The 16,881-nt window shown below is 66.0% G+C and carries 18 protein-coding genes; 11 read left to right on the top strand and 7 right to left on the bottom strand.

Annotated features, from left to right (window positions below; translation table 11 throughout):
* Positions 1–3: 3 nt before the first annotated feature.
* From F9K07_RS24085 to F9K07_RS24075, 3 genes are read right to left on the bottom strand one after another with little or no spacing between them, the layout of a single operon-like run.
* The gene (locus tag F9K07_RS24085) at positions 4–1,833 is read right to left on the bottom strand and encodes a M61 family metallopeptidase (RefSeq protein ID WP_442907346.1); all 1,830 of its coding nucleotides are present in this window, start codon (positions 1,831–1,833) and stop codon (positions 4–6) included.
* Positions 1,830–2,543 (bottom strand): DsbC family protein, encoded by a 714-nt coding sequence (locus F9K07_RS24080; RefSeq protein WP_159595819.1) that lies wholly within the window; start codon positions 2,541–2,543, stop codon positions 1,830–1,832. The genes F9K07_RS24085 and F9K07_RS24080 overlap by 4 nt, the downstream gene beginning before the upstream one ends.
* A 36-nt stretch (positions 2,544–2,579) precedes the next feature.
* Positions 2,580–3,749, bottom strand: a complete 1,170-nt coding sequence (locus F9K07_RS24075) for an FAD-dependent monooxygenase (RefSeq protein WP_159595818.1) — start codon at positions 3,747–3,749, stop codon at positions 2,580–2,582.
* A gap of 81 nt (positions 3,750–3,830) precedes the next feature.
* Between F9K07_RS24075 and F9K07_RS24070 the strand changes: the two genes are divergently transcribed.
* Positions 3,831–4,736 carry an MOSC domain-containing protein gene (locus F9K07_RS24070; RefSeq protein WP_236581477.1) on the top strand — a complete coding sequence of 302 codons (906 nt, stop codon included), beginning with the start codon at positions 3,831–3,833 and terminating at the stop codon, positions 4,734–4,736.
* A 13-nt stretch (positions 4,737–4,749) separates the two neighbouring features.
* Here F9K07_RS24070 and F9K07_RS24065 read toward each other — a convergent pair whose 3' ends face one another.
* Positions 4,750–5,679 (bottom strand): LysR family transcriptional regulator, encoded by a 930-nt coding sequence (locus F9K07_RS24065; protein ID WP_159595816.1) that lies wholly within the window; start codon positions 5,677–5,679, stop codon positions 4,750–4,752.
* A 184-nt stretch (positions 5,680–5,863) separates the two neighbouring features.
* Here F9K07_RS24065 and F9K07_RS24060 point away from each other — a divergent pair, with 184 nt between their 5' ends.
* From F9K07_RS24060 to F9K07_RS24040, 5 genes are all read left to right on the top strand, one after another.
* A complete protein-coding gene (locus F9K07_RS24060; RefSeq protein ID WP_159595815.1) occupies positions 5,864–7,357 on the top strand; it encodes a M81 family metallopeptidase in 1,494 nt (497 codons plus the stop codon).
* A gap of 5 nt (positions 7,358–7,362) precedes the next feature.
* On the top strand, positions 7,363–8,103 hold the full coding sequence (locus F9K07_RS24055; RefSeq protein WP_159597081.1) for an aspartate/glutamate racemase family protein: 741 nt from the start codon (positions 7,363–7,365) through the stop codon (positions 8,101–8,103).
* A gap of 354 nt (positions 8,104–8,457) precedes the next feature.
* Positions 8,458–8,751: an RNA recognition motif domain-containing protein gene (locus tag F9K07_RS24050; protein WP_159595814.1), complete on the top strand. Its 294-nt coding sequence runs from the start codon at positions 8,458–8,460 to the stop codon at positions 8,749–8,751.
* Between the two features lie 231 nt (positions 8,752–8,982).
* Positions 8,983–9,192 carry a hypothetical protein gene (locus F9K07_RS32325; protein WP_159595813.1) on the top strand — a complete coding sequence of 70 codons (210 nt, stop codon included), beginning with the start codon at positions 8,983–8,985 and terminating at the stop codon, positions 9,190–9,192.
* 111 nt (positions 9,193–9,303) lie between these two features.
* Positions 9,304–9,654, top strand: coding sequence for an RNA recognition motif domain-containing protein (locus tag F9K07_RS24040; RefSeq protein WP_159595812.1), 351 nt, complete (start codon positions 9,304–9,306; stop codon positions 9,652–9,654).
* A gap of 160 nt (positions 9,655–9,814) precedes the next feature.
* Here the strand turns inward: F9K07_RS24040 and F9K07_RS24035 are convergent, their stop codons facing one another.
* Positions 9,815–10,087: a hypothetical protein gene (locus F9K07_RS24035; RefSeq protein WP_159595811.1), complete on the bottom strand. Its 273-nt coding sequence runs from the start codon at positions 10,085–10,087 to the stop codon at positions 9,815–9,817.
* A 75-nt stretch (positions 10,088–10,162) separates the two neighbouring features.
* On the opposite strand from F9K07_RS24035, the gene ychF reads away from it, so the two are divergent.
* Together ychF and F9K07_RS24025 are read left to right on the top strand one after the other, a co-directional pair.
* Positions 10,163–11,254 (top strand): redox-regulated ATPase YchF, encoded by a 1,092-nt coding sequence (gene ychF / locus F9K07_RS24030; RefSeq protein WP_159595810.1) that lies wholly within the window; start codon positions 10,163–10,165, stop codon positions 11,252–11,254.
* Positions 11,255–11,264: 10 nt separating this feature from the next.
* Complete coding sequence (locus F9K07_RS24025; protein ID WP_159595809.1) at positions 11,265–12,038, top strand: RNA pseudouridine synthase; 774 nt, start codon at positions 11,265–11,267, stop codon at positions 12,036–12,038.
* Here the strand turns inward: F9K07_RS24025 and F9K07_RS24020 are convergent.
* Together F9K07_RS24020 and F9K07_RS24015 are read right to left on the bottom strand one after the other, a co-directional pair.
* The gene (locus tag F9K07_RS24020; RefSeq protein WP_328794001.1) at positions 12,011–13,189 is read right to left on the bottom strand and encodes an MFS transporter; all 1,179 of its coding nucleotides are present in this window, start codon (positions 13,187–13,189) and stop codon (positions 12,011–12,013) included. The two genes, F9K07_RS24025 and F9K07_RS24020, sit on opposite strands and share 28 nt — an antisense overlap.
* Positions 13,186–13,668: a YqaA family protein gene (locus F9K07_RS24015; RefSeq protein ID WP_159595808.1), complete on the bottom strand. Its 483-nt coding sequence runs from the start codon at positions 13,666–13,668 to the stop codon at positions 13,186–13,188. The genes F9K07_RS24020 and F9K07_RS24015 overlap by 4 nt, the downstream gene beginning before the upstream one ends.
* Before the next feature lie 175 nt (positions 13,669–13,843).
* Between F9K07_RS24015 and dusB the strand changes: the two genes are divergently transcribed.
* From dusB to purH, 3 genes are all read left to right on the top strand, one after another.
* Complete coding sequence (gene dusB, locus F9K07_RS24010) at positions 13,844–14,881, top strand: tRNA dihydrouridine synthase DusB (protein WP_159595807.1); 1,038 nt, start codon at positions 13,844–13,846, stop codon at positions 14,879–14,881.
* Positions 14,878–15,114: a helix-turn-helix domain-containing protein gene (locus F9K07_RS24005; protein WP_159595806.1), complete on the top strand. Its 237-nt coding sequence runs from the start codon at positions 14,878–14,880 to the stop codon at positions 15,112–15,114. Before dusB ends, F9K07_RS24005 begins: the two co-directional genes overlap by 4 nt.
* A gap of 68 nt (positions 15,115–15,182) precedes the next feature.
* On the top strand, positions 15,183–16,769 hold the full coding sequence (gene purH / locus F9K07_RS24000; protein ID WP_159595805.1) for a bifunctional phosphoribosylaminoimidazolecarboxamide formyltransferase/IMP cyclohydrolase: 1,587 nt from the start codon (positions 15,183–15,185) through the stop codon (positions 16,767–16,769).
* Positions 16,770–16,881 lie beyond the last annotated feature (112 nt).

Below are 16,881 nucleotides of genomic sequence, written 5' to 3'. Positions count from 1 at the left end.
CGTTCAGGCGTGGGGCTGCTCGCCCAGCCAGGCCTGCAGCTTGGGTGCATCGGCGATGGCCAGCAGCACCGCGTGCGATGCCGTCGGCCATTTCAAGGGCAGTCGCAGCAGGCGCTTGTCGCGCGCGATCACGGCCGTGAGTTCGGCGCGCCGCGCCCGCAAGCCGGTCAGCTCGTCGAGCTTGTGGATGCGCCACGCTTCGGGCGCGTCACCGCGCTGGGGCGGCGCGAACTCCACGCCCAGCCATTCGTCGTTCGCCGCCATGCCCGCAGCCTCAGCGGCACCGCCGCGCAACACCGTCTTGAGCACCAGCGCGCCCCCGGCTTCGCTCACGCGCAGGCCCAGTTGCTGTGCCAGCGGCGCCTTCTCGTGCGAGGGCTTGACGCCCTGGCCCAGCAACAAGGTGGACAGCGGCAGCTCGTCGGTGCTGTGCACCCAGGCGGCAATCTCGCCTTCGTAGCTGCGCCGGCCCAGGCGCTTGAGCGCGCGCAGCAGATCGGCCTCGCGCATCGGACCGCCGTCGGTGCGTTGCCAGAGTTCGCGCATCACGGCGTCCAGCGAGCTGTGGCCTTCGGCGCGCAAAGTCAGGTCCAGGCACAACGCCACCAGCGAACCCTTGGTGTAGTAGCTCACCGTGGCGTTGGGCGTGTTCTCGTTCATGCGGTAGTACTTCACCCACGCATCGAAGCTGGCCTGCGCCACGGTCTGCACCAGGCGGCCTGGCGTCTGCTGCACCTGGTTGATGGTCTTGGCCACGAGCTTGAGGTAGGTGGCGTCGTCGATCAGGCCGGCGCGGCGCAGCATCAGGTCGTCGTAGTAGCTGGTGAAGCCTTCGAAGAACCAGAGCAGCTCGGTGTAGTTCTCGCCGCCGTAGTCGTAGCGCGCGAATTCGGCCGGGCGCAGGCGTTTGACGTTCCAGGTGTGGAAGTACTCGTGGCTGATCAGGCCCAGCAGCGTGGTGTAGCCGTCGGTGGCCTTGAGGGCGGCGGGTTTCTCGCCCGGTGCGCTGGGGCGGGGCAGGTCGGCGCGTTGGCAGATCAGCGCGGTGGAGTTGCGGTGCTCCAGGCCGCCATAACCGTCGGCCGTGGCCCAGAGCATGAACACGTAGCGCGAGAAGGGCGGCGGCTGGGTGCCGTGCCAGAAGGCGATCTGCGTTTCGCAGATCTTGCGCGTGTCTTCGATCAGGCGCTCGCCATCCAGCCATGCACCTGCACCGGCGACCACGAAGCGGTGTTCCACGCCACCCGCGGTGAAGCTGGCGCTCCAGAAACGCCCCATTTCCACGGGGCAATCAGCGAGTTCGTCGTAGTTCTGCGCGAGGTAGTGGCCGAAGCCTTGGGCATCGGTGTCGCTCGGGGTGAGTCCGGTGGCCAATGCCCAGCCGCGTGTGGATGCACCCGCCACGATCTCCAGCCCATGCGGCTGGTCCTCCTGGCCGAGCACTTGCAGGCACAGGCTGGTGGCGTTGAAGAAGCCACGCTCGGTATCGAGAAAGGCGGTGCGCACGGACGCATCGAAGGCATAGACCTCGTAGCTCAACTCCAGCGGCTGGCCGGCTTCGGCCTGCGCCTGCCAGCGGTGCTTGTCGAGTTGCCTGAGCGCGACCGGTTCGCCGTTCTGCCAGGCGCTCAGGCCCTGCAAATGCTGCGAGAACTCGCGCACCAGATAGCTGCCGGGGATCCACACCGGCAGGCCCAGGCGCTGGTTCTTTGCCGGTGCGTCGATCTGCAGCGTGACCGCGAACAAGTGGGCTTGTGCGCTCGACACGGCCACGGTGTAGCGCACCCCCGGGCGCGCTGGCCGCCGGTTCGCGCGTGGGGCCTTGGCGCTCAAGGCTTGGCTTCCGCGAGTTGCTTTTCGATCTGCTCGACACCGATGGCGCCGGGCACGCGCGTGCCGTTGGCGAAGATCAGCGTCGGGGTGCCGGTGATGCGTGCCTTCTTGCCGAACTCGAAGTTGCGCGCCACCGCTGCGGCATCGCATTTCGCCTCCGGCGGCGCGATTTCGCGCTGCATCCAGTTGGCATAGGTCTTCGCCTTGTCTTTCGCGCACCAGATGTTGCGCGATTTGTCGGCCGAGTCCTCGCTCAGGATCGGATACAGGAACATGTGCACCGTCACGTTGTCGACCTTCATCAGCTCGCGCTCGATGCGTTTGCAGTAGCCGCAATTGGGGTCGGTGAACATGGCCATCTTGCGCCTGCCGTTGCCGCGCACGATGGTGAAGCTGTCCTTGAGCGGCAGGTCCTTGAAGGCGATGGCGGTGAGTTTTTCGACGCGCTTCTCGGTCAGGTCGACGCGCGCCTTGGTGTCGATCATCGAGCCCTGGATCAGGTAGTTGCCTTCGGCGTCGGTGTAGAAGATGTCGCTCTTGTTGACGAGCACTTCGTAGACACCGGGCATGGGCGTCTTGTTGACCTCGTCGATCGCCGGCAGGTTGGGCAGGCGCTCGGCGAGGTTCTTGCGGATGGTGGCTTCCTGTGCCAGGGCGGCCACCGACACAAGGGCCAGCGCGGCGATCAGAAAGGGCTTGAGGAGTTTCATCGTGGGGTCTTCGTGGTGTGTGACAGGGACAAGGTTTCAGACACGCGGCTGGCCCATGGCCTGCCGCGCGATCCAGTGTTTGAGCGGGCCGCTGCGGTCGAAGCCAGAGAGGCCCCAATTGCGCAAGGCTTGCACGCGCGCATCGCCGTGCGAGAACAGGCCGAAGAGGCCATCGGTCACCCAGCCCATGGCGCTCACTTCGGCGGCGCGCGCGCGTTCGTATCGGCGCAGCAACTTGAGGTCGCCCAGCTCGCGCCAGTACTCGCGCGCCTGCAGCACGCGCGCGAGTTCGGCCGCGTCGGCCAGTCCCACATTGAGGCCCTGGCCGGCCAGCGGGTGCATGGTGTGTGCCGCATCGCCCGCCAAGGCCACGCCACCTTGGGCGGTGCGCGCGATCCAGCGCTGCGCGCGGGCGAGTTCGAGAGGCCAGGCCTGGGCGGGGCTTTCCATGTGCATGTGGCCCAGGGCCTGGGCGCATCGCGCCTGTACGGCCTGGGTGAAGGTGGTGGGGTCGGCTTGCAGCCAGGCGTCGGCCTGTTCTGCAGGAACAGACCACACCAGCGCCACGGAGTTCCCGAACGGGCCGCCCAGCGGCAGCAGGGCCATCACCTCGCCCTTCGAAAACCACTGGCGGGCGATGCCGCCGTGCGGTTGCTCGCAGTGCAGGCGGGCCGCCACGGCCTTGTGCGGATAGGGCCGCACCTCGAACTCCAGGCCGAGTTCCTCGCGCGTGCGGCTGCGCTTGCCTTCGCACACCACGGTGAGCGCGGCGGGCGGGGCTTCGGCCATGCGTTCGATGCCGCTCTGGAAGCCGATCGCGTCGTTCAGCCGCTGTTCGAGCGCGGGCACGTCGACGATCCAGGTGAGCGCATCGGCGCCTTGTTCGTCGGCCGAAAATTGCAGCTCGCCACCGTCGTCGCCCCAGACCTGCATGGCGCTCACCGGTGTGATCGGCGGCGTGCGGCTGTCGGCCGGATCGGTATCGGGCCAGGCGCGCACCGTACGCAGCAGGTCGCGCGAGGCGGCGTTGAGCGCGTAGGCGCGCACGTCGGGGGTGTCCTGGGGGCTGCGGGGGGTGCCCACGAGGGCCACGCGCAGCCGGTCTTTGGCCAGCAGCAGGGCCAGGGCCTGGCCCACCACGCCGGCCCCGCGGATGGCGACGTCAAAACGCCGGCCGGAGCCGGGGCGGGGTGCGGGGAAGTTCATGCGGGGATTCTAGGAGCAGGGCACAATCCGGGCCTTCGCGGGGCGATCCCCGGCCCTCATTCCCGACCGATGCCCGTTTCCATGAGCACAGACAGCCGCTCCAACGCGCCCACCGACGTTCAGGCCACTATCGCCGAGCTGTGGGTGTATCCCATCAAGTCGTGCGCCGGCATCCGCCTGCGCGAGGCCGAGCTCACCGAGACCGGCCTGCTCTACGACCGGGCCTGGATGGTGGTCGATGCGCATGGCGATTTTGTGTCGCAACGCGAACTGCCGCGCATGGCGCTGATCCAGACCGCGTTCAAGATGGGGCAACTGGTGGTGCGCGCGCCCGGCATGCTGGCGCTGCATCTGGAGCTGGACGCGGCCGAGGGGCCGTTGAAGGTGCGCGTGTGGGACGACGAGGTGATGGCCTGCGACATGGGCGACGTGGCCGCGCAATGGTTCAGCGACTTTCTGGGGCCGGATGCGCCGCCGAACCTGAAGCGGCTGCGCCTGGCGCGCTTCGATCCCGAGGTGCGGCGCGTGAGCAGCCTCCGATGGACCGGCGGGCGCGAGGCCATCACGCAGTTTGCCGACGGCTTCAGCCTGCTGGTGACCAGCACCGCGTCCCTCGGCGATCTCAATGCGCGCCTGGCGGCCAGCGGCCACGCGCCGGTGGTGATGGAGCGCTTCCGGCCCAACCTCGTGCTGGCGGGGGTGGAGGCGCACGACGAAGACCGCATCGGCGCGCTGCACATCGCCACCGGCGAGGGCGCGCGGGCCGTGATCGAGCCGGTGAAGCCGTGCGCGCGCTGCCCCATTCCCAACATTGACCCGGCCACTGCGCGCTCCAGCCCCGAGGTGAACGACACCCTGCAGACCTACCGCCAGGACCCGCGGGTCAACGGCGGCATTACCTTCGGCATGAACGCGATCGTGGTCGAAGGCGATGCGCAGATGCTGCGCGTGGGACAGGCCGTGAGCGCGGACTGGAAGTTCGATTAGGGCCTGTTGCCCTTCACCCTGGCAGGCGGCTGCGGCGCTGCCTTGCGAGGTGGACTTCGCGCTGGAGCCAGGCCCCCAGCGACGCCACCGCTTCCTGCTTCTCGCTGCCTTCGGGCCAGCAGTAGTAGTACGACCTCGAGATGGTCAGCATCGCATCGTGCAGCGGAAGCAGCCCGCTGTGCTGCTCGCCGGGCACGACGAATTCCGGGGGCAGCAGGGCCACGCCCAGGCCGGCCACGGCGGCTTCGTAGTTCAACAGATGCAGGCCGTTCGTGCCCGAATAGTTCACGCGCGATTGAGGCCAGCCCACGTGCGCGAAGTACTGTGACCAGAGGCCGCTGCTCTCGATCAACTGAAGCGCTGGAATGGTGTCGAAGTCCTCGAACCGCTGCACGCCGAGCTTCTTCATCAAGGCCGCGGAGGCGTAGGGAATCAAGGCCAGATCGATGAGCTTCATGCTGCAGCAGTGGGGCGGCGGCCCGATGGAACTCACGACGGCCGCATCGCTGCCCCGGTTCTTGAACGACACCTGGCCCACGTGGGGCACCACGTTGACCTGCGCGCCCACGGCTTCCTGGTAGTAGCGCGGCAGGTTGGGAATGAACCAGAGGTTGCAGAAGCTCGCGGCCACCGAGATGTTCACCACGTTGCTGGGGGACATGCGCATGCGCATGGCCAGCACGGCTTCCTGTAGCCCTTGCACGGAAGGCCTGACGAGTTCGCGGAACTCGGTGCCGGCGGGCGTCAGGGACAGGGCCCGCTTCTGCCGAGAGAACAGCTCGATGCCCAGCAAGGCTTCCAGATCAAGGATCTGGCGGCTGACCGCGCTCTGTGTCAGGCCGAGGTGTTCGCCCGCCTTGGTGAAGCTCAGCTCCGCCGCCGCGTGTTCAAAGACGATGAGGGTGTCGAGCGACGGCAGTGCGGCGTGCAGGCTACGTTTCATGACGATCGGGTATGCATTCCATGCGTGGAAGTCGTTGGAAATCGGCGAGGTGTCGGCCTAGCATTCTGTTTCAGCGGCGGCATGGCCGGAACGATTTTTTTTCATTGGAGTGTTCGATGAAACGACGTGAATTCGGTGTGGGCGTTCATCCAGAAGAGTGGCGCGGCCATCGAATGACCGAAGCATGAGAATCGCCGTACTGACCTTCATGCACGAGACGGTCACCTTTCTCTCCAACGACACCACCACCGACGACTTCCTCTACCCCGGCTCGCCTTGCAAGGGGGAAGCGCTGCTGTCCACGAGGTCCAACGCGAGCATGGCGGGGTTCGTGCGCTGCGCGCGGGAGTTCGCGGACGTCGAGCTGGTGGGCATCGAGTCGCCCTTGTTCCCCAAGACCGGCACCGGTTCCGGCTGGATCGCCCGCGAGGCGTTCGAACACTTCGCCGGCATCATGGTGCGGGCGTTGACCGCACAAGGTCCGTTCGACGGCGTCTACATGGCGCTCCACGGTGCCATGGCCGTGCGCGGCGTTGCCCGGCCCGAGGCAGAACTCGCGGCGCGCGTGCGCCACGCGGTGGGCCGGGCGGCCACCATCGCCGCCACGTTCGATCCGCACGGCAACGAGGACGAGGCCTTCTTCGCGTCGGCCGACCTCGGATTCTGCGCGAAGTACTACCCGCATTACGACATGCACCTGCAAGGTGAGCGCGCCGCGCGCACCCTGGTGCGCGCCATCCGTGGCACTTACGTCCCGCAGGTGGCATGCATCAAGGTGCCCATCCTCTCGCCCACGGTGGTGCAGTGGACGGGCGCGCCGCCGTGGATGGATGTGGTCCAGCGCGCCTTGGTCTGGGAGGCCCGCCAACCGGACAGTTTCGTGAATGTGTTCTTCGGCTTTCCCTGGGCGGACACGCCCGACGCCGGCATGGCGGTGCAGGTGACCACCGATGGCGATCTGGCGCTGGCCCAGTGCATCGCCCGGGACATGGCATCGTTCGTGTGGCGCCAGCGCGAGGCGCTGGTGTCGGCCGCCCAGGTGCACGGCATCGACGAGGGCGTGGCCATGGCCGGCGCAGCAGTGGAGCAAGGGGCCGTGCCGATCGTCATCGCCGATCACAGCGACCGCTCGGGACACGCGACCTGGGTGTTGAAGCGCCTGCTGGAGCGGTCGATGAAGCGTGTGCTCATCGCGTCGGTGGCCGACGGCAAGCTGGTGGGCAGGCTCGTTGCCGAAGGCGTGCAGCCGGGCGATCGGTTCGACGAAGCCGTGGGCGGCATGGCCGATGCCTCCTCGGGGGAGCCCGTGCGCATCTCGGGCACCGTGCTGGCGGTCGGCGAAGGGCTGCCCGGCGGTGACGGCCGCGGCCTCGGGACATGGGTGGCGGTGGGGTTTGGCGAGGGCAACGTGCTGGTCGTGAGTGCTTTCCTGATGCAGATTGTCGAACCCTCGCAGCTCGAGAAGATGGGTTTTCAACTGAGCGACTTCGACGTCTTCGTCATCAAGTCCCGCGTCCATTTTCGCCGAGGCTTTCACGACAGCGGGTTCTCTCCCTGCATTCTGCTGGTGCAGCCTGAACAGCCGTTCCTGGGCACCACGCGCCTGGAGGCACTGCCCTACCAGCACCTGCGGCTGGCCGATTTCTATCCCTTCGGCCGCGAGCGCTTCGCGCCTTGAACGCCATGGTGTTGCCGGGCTTGATCGGTGTGCTGGGCGGCATGGGGCCGCTGGCCACCGTCGACTTCATGCAGAAGTTGCTGGCGGCAACGCCTGCGACACGGGACCAGGAGCATGTGCCCGCGCTCATCAGCGCCATCCCCCAGATCCCCGACCGCACACAGGCGTTCCAGGGAAGAGGGGCATCGCCTTTGCCGGCGATGCTTGCCTGCGCGAAACGCTTGGAGGCGGCAGGCGCGGGGGTCATCGTCATCCCTTGCAACACGGCCCACATCTGGTTCGAGGACCTCCAGACGGCGATGGGAATTCCCATGCTGCACATGGTTGAGGCCGTGATGGAGGAGGCTTTGGCGACCTGCGGCGCTCGTCTGCGGATCGGGCTGCTGGCGACGCAAGCCACCCTGGCATCGGGCCTTTACGGCAAGCACGCTTGCGCGCCCGATGGCCGGGTGGTGGAGTGGATCCTTCCGACGGGGTGGGACATCCGCCAGTGCGTGTCGCCCGGCATCGCCGCCGTCAAGGCCGGTCGACTCGATGAAGGTCGCGATCTGTTGCTGCGGGCGGCCTGCGCGCTGCACCAGCGCGGCGCAGCGGCGGTTGTCCTGGGCTGTACCGAGATTCCGGTGGTCCTCAACGACCAGAACGCGCCCCTGCCCACGATCGACGCCACCGCCGCGCTGGCCAGGCGTGCGGTCGAATGGTCGCGCAGCGCGCTCCACGGGAGCGAGGCTCCCGGTGTCGTGTGACCCGGTCGGTGCAATGGCCGGCTGTTTCCCCTGAGGCTGAAACGGGGCCGCGTCCTCACGAATCAGATCGGTCCATCCCGGCACGTAACGGCCGGGTGCGAGCTCGGCGAGGTGCCATCGCGGGTCGATTCGCGGCCCCAGTCGCGATGAAAGTGCAGCCGCATTGCGCAAATGCTCACGAAGTGTTAGTCTGCGCGTCGCTGAACGTTATACAGTTCATCGCTCTTCAGGTCTTGCTTTCTCCCTCCGGCGTATTTGACATCCGCCGCGTCGTCGTCTGAATTCCCCTCGATGCTCTCTGCGTTACGCACCGCGTGGCATGCCGCTGCGCGGCACTTCCTCAATGGAGACATCATGGAAAACAAACTCTACGTGGGCAACCTGCCCTATGCTTTCAACGACAGCGACATGCAGCGCACCTTCGGTGAGTTCGGGTCTGTCAATAGCGCCAAGGTCATCATGGACCGCGACAGTGGCCGCTCAAAGGGCTTCGGTTTTGTCGAGATGTCCAGCGTTGCCGAAGCCAATGCCGCCGTCGAGGCGCTGCATGGTCAGGACTTCGGCGGTCGTGACATGGTCGTGAACATTGCCAAGCCAATGGAGGCGCGCTCGCCCCGTGCTGGCGGCTACGGCGGCAGTCGTTACTAATCATCTGCAGCGCAATCCAGGGCGTGCTTCGCATGCTCTGTGCCGTAAAAGCTTCTGTTGGTCGCTATATCCGACGGATGCTCTGCGGCAGCTGTCCGATTGATGCACTTTTCGCGACCTTGGTCGCCCAGTTGGTCTGCCGAGCTGCAGCCGACCAAGTCCCTGATGCTCACGCAGGCCTTTTCGAGCCTGTGACTCTGAATGCTCTAAATTACACCGTCCTCTATTTCCATGGGCCAGTACGTCGTTTCGCCCGCGACACACCCGTCCGACTGCGGCCGCTTCCGCGCCTCGTTCTCGCTCCTTCGGTCCCGGGGTAACGGCAGCTACTGCCGCATATTCCGCTTGGACAAGTTGTTCGACTCGCGCGAGGCCGCGCGGATGTTTGCAGTCACCCAGGGTTGGCTGCAAACGAGCATGGTGCATCCCCCTGCTATTTGATGGTCTGCTTGACGCAGATTCATGCAGGCCTTCCCGTTTGTCGGGATGCCATTCCATCCAGTTCCTTCGGTGCGGCCATCGTTGCGCACCATCCTTGAGAAAGGCTCTTCCATGAGCAGCAAAATCTACGTGGGCAACCTGCCCTATTCTGTGACCGGTCCCAGCCTGGAGCGCAACTTCGCCGAGTACGGCGGCGTTCTCTCCGCCAAGGTCATGATGGACCGCGAAACCGGCCGGTCCAAAGGCTTCGGTTTTGTAGAAATGGTGTCTGCGGATGTTGCCCAGGCCGCGATCAAAGAGTTGAACGGCATGTCCGTGGATGGGCGCTCGATCGTCGTGAACATGGCCCGTCCTCGCGAAGAGAGCCGTGATTCAGGGGGCTATAGCGCCGACGGTTTCAAGGCGACCTCGCGCGCTGATGTCGGCTACGGCAATGGCGGTCATGGTGGTGGCCGTTACTGAATTCGACTAAATTCACCGAATAAAAGAACCGGCTCAGCCGGTTTTTTTATTGTCCTCGCCGGTGGGCAGATCATTGGTTCATATTGTCGGCGTGCCGACCGAGCAAGGAGTGCGCTATCCATTTCTTTCATCGCTTCTCGTTGCCCTTTCCTTGCATCCGTCAGGTCGGAAAGCAACGCACCGGTGTCAGTCCACCTTGAGGTCCGCTTTTTTCACCACAGACTCCAGCGGGCGAATTCGCTATCGATGACCGCAAGCCGCTCAACACGCGGTCACGCAGAATGCGCCCATCAGTCACCGAGCTGCGGCGAAGCAAAGATTCGCTGATCAGTACAATCGGCACCAGTTTCCCCTTGGCAAAACGAGGACAACGTCCTCTGAAAACAGACTTGCCGACACCCGGATCGAAGCGATCTTCGGCCAGCGACTGCAAACGCGGATCGGGCACCTCCACCACGCCGGTGCGGGGCTCGATAGTGCAAGAGGGGTTGATTTACAAGGAAATTCCATGAGCCTCCAATGCGGCATCGTGGGCCTGCCCAACGTCGGCAAGTCCACCCTTTTCAACGCGCTGACCAAGGCCGGCATCGCGGCCGAGAACTACCCCTTCTGCACCATTGAGCCCAACACCGGCGTGGTGGAGGTGCCCGATCCGCGCCTGCACAAGCTCGCCGAGATCGTCAAGCCCGAGCGCATCGTGCCGGCCATCGTGGAGTTCGTGGACATCGCGGGCCTGGTGGCCGGCGCCAGCACGGGTGAAGGCCTGGGCAACAAGTTTCTCGCGCACATCCGCGAGACCGACGCCATCGTCAACGTGGTGCGCTGCTTCGAAGACCCCAATGTGATCCACGTCGCCAACAAGGTCGACCCGATCGCCGACATCGAAGTGATCCAGACCGAACTCTGCCTGGCCGACCTGGCAGCGGTGGAAAAAGCCCTGCACCGCGTGAGCAAGACCGCGCGCTCGGGCGACAAGGAATCGATCAAGCAAGTGGCGATTCTGGAGAAATGCCAGGCCGCGCTCAACGACACCCAGCCGGTGCGCACCATCGACTTCAGCAAGGAAGAACAGGCCCAGCTCAAGCAGTTCTTCCTGATCACCGCCAAGCCGGCGATGTTCGTGGCCAACGTGTCGGAAGACGGTTTCGAGAACAACCCCTTGCTCGATCGCCTGAAGGAATTCGCCGCCAGGCAGAACGCGCCCGTGGTCGCCATCTGCGCCAAGATCGAGGCCGAGCTCTCCGAGATGGACGATGCCGACCGGCTCGAATTCCTGAAGGAGCTGGGGCAGGACGAGCCGGGCCTCAACCGCCTGATCCGCGCGGCCTACCAGTTGCTCGGCTTGCAGACCTACTTCACCGCCGGCGTGAAGGAGGTGCGCGCCTGGACCATCCACGTCGGCGACACCGGCCCGCAAGCGGCGGGCGTGATCCACACCGATTTCGAAAAGGGTTACATCCGCGCCCAGACCATCGGCTTCGACGACTACCTCACCTACAAGGGCGAGCAGGGCGCGAAGGACGCGGGCAAGATGCGCGCCGAAGGCAAGGACTACGTGGTCAAGGACGGCGACGTGATGAACTTCCTGTTCAGCAGCTGAGCCCGGCCCCATGAACGAACCCGGCCGGCCCGAACCCCAACGCCTGGCCAAGCGCCTGGCCGCGCAACTGCCGTGCTCGCGCAGCGACGCCGAAAACTACATTGCCGGCGGCTGGGTGCGGGTGGATGGTGTGGTCGTCGAAGAACCCATGGTGCGCGTGCGCGACGAGCAAACCGTGTTGCTGGATCCGAAAGCCAGGCTCGAACCCCTGGCGTCGATGACCTTGATCTGGCACAAGCCGGCCAACCGCGTGCTGCCCGATGAGCCGCTGCTGCCGGACGCCCTGGCCGGCAAATGGTTCGCAAGCGCGCACCGCTTCGAAGGCGACCGCTCGGGTGTGCGCCCGCTCAAGGCGCATCTGCACAAGCTGCAACCGCTGGCCCCCCTGGGCCACAAGTCCAGCGGACTCATGGCGTTCTCCCAGAACCCGGCGGTGGCGCGCAAGCTGACCGAGGACGCCGGCCTGATCGAGCACGAATGGCTGGCCGATGTGGCGGACGACCCCGCGCTGCGGGACGCCGCCCGGCGCGAAGCCGTGGTCCAGTCCCTGGGCAAGGCACTGTTCTTCGACGGCTGGTCCCTGCCGTCGGCGCGCGCCAGCTGGCAGAGCGAGCTGCGCTTGCGCCTGGCCATCAAGGGCAACCAGCCGGGCCAGGTGGCACACCTGTGCGAGCGCGCCGGCCTGCAGCTCACGGCCTTGCGCCGCCAGCGGCTGGGCCGCATTTCCCTGAGCGGGCTGCCCGTGGGCCAGTGGCGTTACCTGAGCGCCAACGAACGCTTCTGAAGCCACCCCGCCCACACGCTCGTGGCCATCGCGGCCAGCAGGACCACCAGACCCACCTCGTGCAGGCGCAGCATGCCGCCCTGCGCAATCATCACCCCACCCAATGCCGCGCCCATGGCCTGCCCGCCGTAGATGGCCGACGAATTGAGCGCCACCGTGGCCGGCGCCAGCTCGGGCGACATGTGCACCAGGCGCGCCTGCTGGGCCGAGTTGGCGGCAAAACAGCCCAGGGCCCAGGGAATGAACACGAGCGCCTGGGTCCACGCGCCGTGGCGTCCCAGGGGCCACAGCAACATGGTCAGCGCCATGCAACCCACGGAAATCAGCACCGTGCGCGCGGCGCCGATGCGGTCGATGTAGTGCGTCGCGGCCATGTTGCCCGCCAGCGCAAACACGCCGAACCACAGCAGCATCAGCGACAGCAGGACGCCGCCACCGCCGAACACCTGTGCGATGTAGGGCGCGAAATAGGCCATCAGCACGAACTGCCCGAACGACGACAGCAGCGTCACGCTGACCGCCGTCATCAGCGCCGCCGAACCCAGTGTGCGGCCCCACGATTCCCGAGACAGTGCCGCGGGTCGAATCCCGTTGGGCATCGCGCGCCACACCCAGGCGCTGCTGGCGAACGCCATCAAGGCCACCAGAGCGAATGCCCATCGCCACCCGAGCTCGCCGCTGATCCACGCCGACATCGGCATGCCCAACACCGAGGCCACCGACCATCCGAGGAAGACGAACGTGATGCCACGGCCCCGCTGCGCCGCACCGACTAGCAAGCCCACGCTGGCCGCCGCCTGTGGCGTAAAGACCGCCGGCGAGATCACCGCCAGCACCCGCAGCGGCAGCAAGACCGCGTAGTTCGGCGCCAGCGCGCAGGCGGCGGTCAACAAGCCGTACCAGAGCAGCGAGAGCGCCAGCAAACGCCGGCGGTCCCAGCCCGCGACCAGGCTGGCCAGCACCGGCGCGCCCACACCCATCAGGATCGCTGCGGCGGTGATCAGCTGGCCCGCCTGCGGGATCGACACGTCCAAGGCCTGGCTGATGTCGTTGAGCGTGCCGGGCACCACCATCACGCCGGTGCCGATCACGAAATTGCCGACCATGAGCGCCCAGAGCGAGCGCGGCAGGCCACGGTTGGACATCTTCATGGATGCAGGGCGCCGGGGAAAAACCACAACAGAGCGGCCGTCATGGTGAGATAGCGGGCAAATTTGCCGATCGCCATGTAGAAGAGGCAAGGCCAGAAAGGGAACTTGAGCCAACCCGCGACCGCACAGAGCGGGTCGCCCACCACGGGCAACCACGACATGAGGCAGGCCTTGGGCCCGAAACGTTCCAGCCAGCGCAAGGCGCGCACATCCACATGGCTGCCGCGTGCGCGGTCCACCGCCTTGTGCGTGCCCAGGCCCATCAGCCAGCTCACTGCGCCGCCCAAGGTATTGCCCGTCGTCGCCACGAGAATGGCCGGCCAGAACAGCGCCGGGCTCAGTTTGATGAGACCGAACACCGCGGGCTCCGACCCCAGCGGCAGCAGCGTGGCCGAGAGGAAGGCCACCACGAAAACCGTGCTCAGCCCGAACTCGGGCAAGGCCAGCAATTGCATCAGGTGGTTGAGCCAAGCGTGCATGTGAGATGAAGCAGGGTCGCCTTGCGCGATGGCGCCAGGCGATGGACAGACCGTTGAAAAAAAGAGCCGGGCATATTGCCTGCTGAAAAAACAGGCAGATACAATCGCCTTCCTTCGCCTCCACCGCAACCGGTGGCGCGGCAACCAACCGCTCGACACCCATTCTCCCACCGCCATGCAACTCGGGGCTTTCACCCTGCCCAATGCCCTGTTCGTCGCGCCCATGGCGGGGGTGACGGACCGGCCTTTCCGCAAGCTCTGCAAGCGGCTCGGGGCGGGCTATGCGGTGAGCGAGATGGTGACCTCGCGCCCCGACCTGCGCGACAGCCTCAAGACCTCGCGCCGTGCCAACCACGATGGCGAAGCCGCACCGATATCGGTGCAGATCGCCGGCACCGACGCGCAGATGATGGCCGATGCCGCGCGCTACAACATCGACCGCGGCGCGCAGATCATCGACATCAACATGGGTTGCCCGGCCAAGAAGGTTTGCAACAAATGGGCCGGCTCGGCGCTGATGCAGGACGAAGCGCTGGCCATCGAGATCGTGCAGGCCGTGGTGGCGGCGTGCGAGCCGCACCGCGTGCCCGTCACCCTCAAGATGCGCACCGGCTGGTGCGCCCAGGTGCGCAACGCGCCCACATTGGCGCTCGCCGCGGAAGCGGCCGGCGTGCAGATGCTCACCGTGCACGGCCGCACGCGCGAACAAGGCTACAAAGGCCAGGCCGAACACGACACCGTGGCCCACATCAAGAGCCGCGTGCGCATCCCGGTGGTGGCCAACGGCGACATCGACAGCCCCGAGCAGGCGCGCGATGTGCTCAAGGCCACGGGTGCCGACGCCATCATGATCGGCCGCGCCGCGCAGGGCCGCCCCTGGATCTTCCGCGAGATCGCCCATTTCCTGGCGACGGGCGAACACCTGCCGCCGCCCTCCTTGAGCGAGGTGCGGGTCTGGTTGCTCGACCACCTGCACGACCACTACGACCTGTACGGCGAGGGCACCGGCGTGCGCAGCGCGCGCAAGCACCTGGGCTGGTACGCGCAGTCCCTCCCGTTGCCTGCCGGCTCCGCGGCGCTGTTTCGATCGCGCGTGAACGCCATCACCACGGTCGAAGCGCAACTGCGCTGCGTGAGCGACAGCCTGGACGCGTGGAGCACCGAGATGACAAACGCAACAACAACAAGCGAACCCTGGGAACTGGCCGCATGAAACACAACAACCTGCACGACTGCGTGCGTTCCAGCATGGAAGACTTCTTCCGCGACCTCGATGGCACCGACCCCGCCAACCTGCACGACATGCTCGTCAAGGCGGTGGAAAGGCCGTTGCTCGAGGTCGTGATGGAGCAGGCACAGAACAACCAGTCGCGCGCTGCGCAATGGCTGGGCCTGAACCGCAACACGTTGCGAAAAAAGCTGCTCGAACACAAGCTCGTCGATTGATATGGCTCCCCCCGCCGCGCCCCGACTTGATTCAGAACCCCTTCAATCTTTTCTTCCCTTGACTTGATATGCGCGCACTCATCTCCGTATCCGACAAGACCGGCATCGTCGAACTCGCCCAGGCTCTGCACAACCTGGGTGTGGCCCTCATCTCCACGGGCGGCACCGCCAAGCTGCTGGCGGACAAAGGCCTTCCCGTCACCGAAGTGGCCGAAGTCACGGGCTTCCCCGAAATGCTCGATGGCCGCGTGAAAACGCTGCACCCCAAGGTGCACGGCGGCTTGCTGGCGCGCCGCGATCTGCCCGAACACATGGCCGCGCTCAAGGCCCACGGCATCGACACCATCGACCTGCTGATCGTCAACCTGTACCCCTTCGAAGCCACCGTCGCCAAGGCCGGCTGCACCTTGGAAGACGCGATCGAAAACATCGACATCGGCGGCCCCGCCATGGTGCGCAGCGCCGCCAAGAACTGGAAAGACGTGGCCGTGCTCACCGATGCCGCCCAGTACGCCGGTGTGATCGACGAGCTCAAGGCCAGCGGCAAGCTCAGCGACAAGACACGTTTTGCGCTGTCGGTCGCCGCGTTCAACCGCATCAGCAACTACGATGCGGCCATCAGCGACTACCTCTCCAGCATCGCCTTCGAAGAAGGCGCGAGCGTGCCACAGCGCACGATGTTCGCGGCGCAGAGCAACGGCCGTTTCGTCAAGCTGCAGGACCTGCGCTACGGAGAGAACCCGCATCAGAGTGCGGCCTTCTACCGCGATCTGTATCCTGCGCCGGGCTCGCTGGTGAGCGCGAAGCAGTTGCAAGGCAAGGAACTGAGCTACAACAACATCGCCGACGCCGACGCGGCGTGGGAATGCGTCAAGAGCTTCGACGCGCCCGCCTGCGTGATCGTCAAGCACGCCAACCCTTGCGGCGTGGCTGTGGGCAAGGACGCGCTCGAGGCCTACAGCAAGGCCTTCCAGACCGATCCCACCAGCGCCTTCGGCGGCATCATCGCGCTCAACCGCACGCTCGATGGTGCGGGCGCGCAAGCCATCAGCAAACAGTTCGTCGAAGTGCTCATGGCGCCGGGTTACACCGCCGAGGCGCTGGAGGTGTTCAAGGCCAAGGCCAACGTGCGCGTGCTGCAGATCGATCTGCCGCCCGGTGGCCCCACGCCGTGGGACCAGGGCCTCAACTTCATGGACGTCAAGCGCGTCGGTTCCGGCTTGTTGATGCAGACCGCCGACAACCATGTGCTGCAGCGCTCTGACCTCAAAGTCGTCACCAAGCTCCAGCCGACCGAACAGCAGATCGAAGACCTGTTGTTCGCCTGGAAGGTGGCCAAGTACGTCAAGTCCAACGCCATCGTGTTCTGCAAAGGCGGCATGACCATGGGTGTGGGGGCGGGCCAGATGAGCCGCCTGGATTCGGCGCGCATCGCCAGCATCAAGGCCGGACATGCCCAGCTCAGCCTGCAAGGCACAGCGGTTGCCAGCGACGCATTCTTCCCGTTCCGCGACGGCCTCGATGTGGTGGTAGACGCGGGCGCGACCTGCGTGATCCAGCCCGGTGGTTCGATGCGCGACCAGGAGGTGATCGACGCGGCCGATGAGCGTGGCGTGGTGATGGTCTATTCGGGCGTTCGCCACTTCAGGCACTGATTGAGCACCCCCGCGCCGGCGCTGCGCGCCGTCACCCCCTCAAGGGGGCGCCACTGCGGCCCGGCGGAGCCGGTTCCGCGTCGGCACTGGAAGAGGCACTTCGCTCGTGGCT

Source organism: Hydrogenophaga sp. BPS33 (genome assembly GCF_009859475.1).
In the GTDB taxonomy this organism is placed as follows: Bacteria; Pseudomonadota; Gammaproteobacteria; order Burkholderiales; family Burkholderiaceae_C; genus Hydrogenophaga.
Note: the sequence above shows the minus strand (reverse complement) of the source record. Positions and strands in the feature narration are given on the sequence as shown.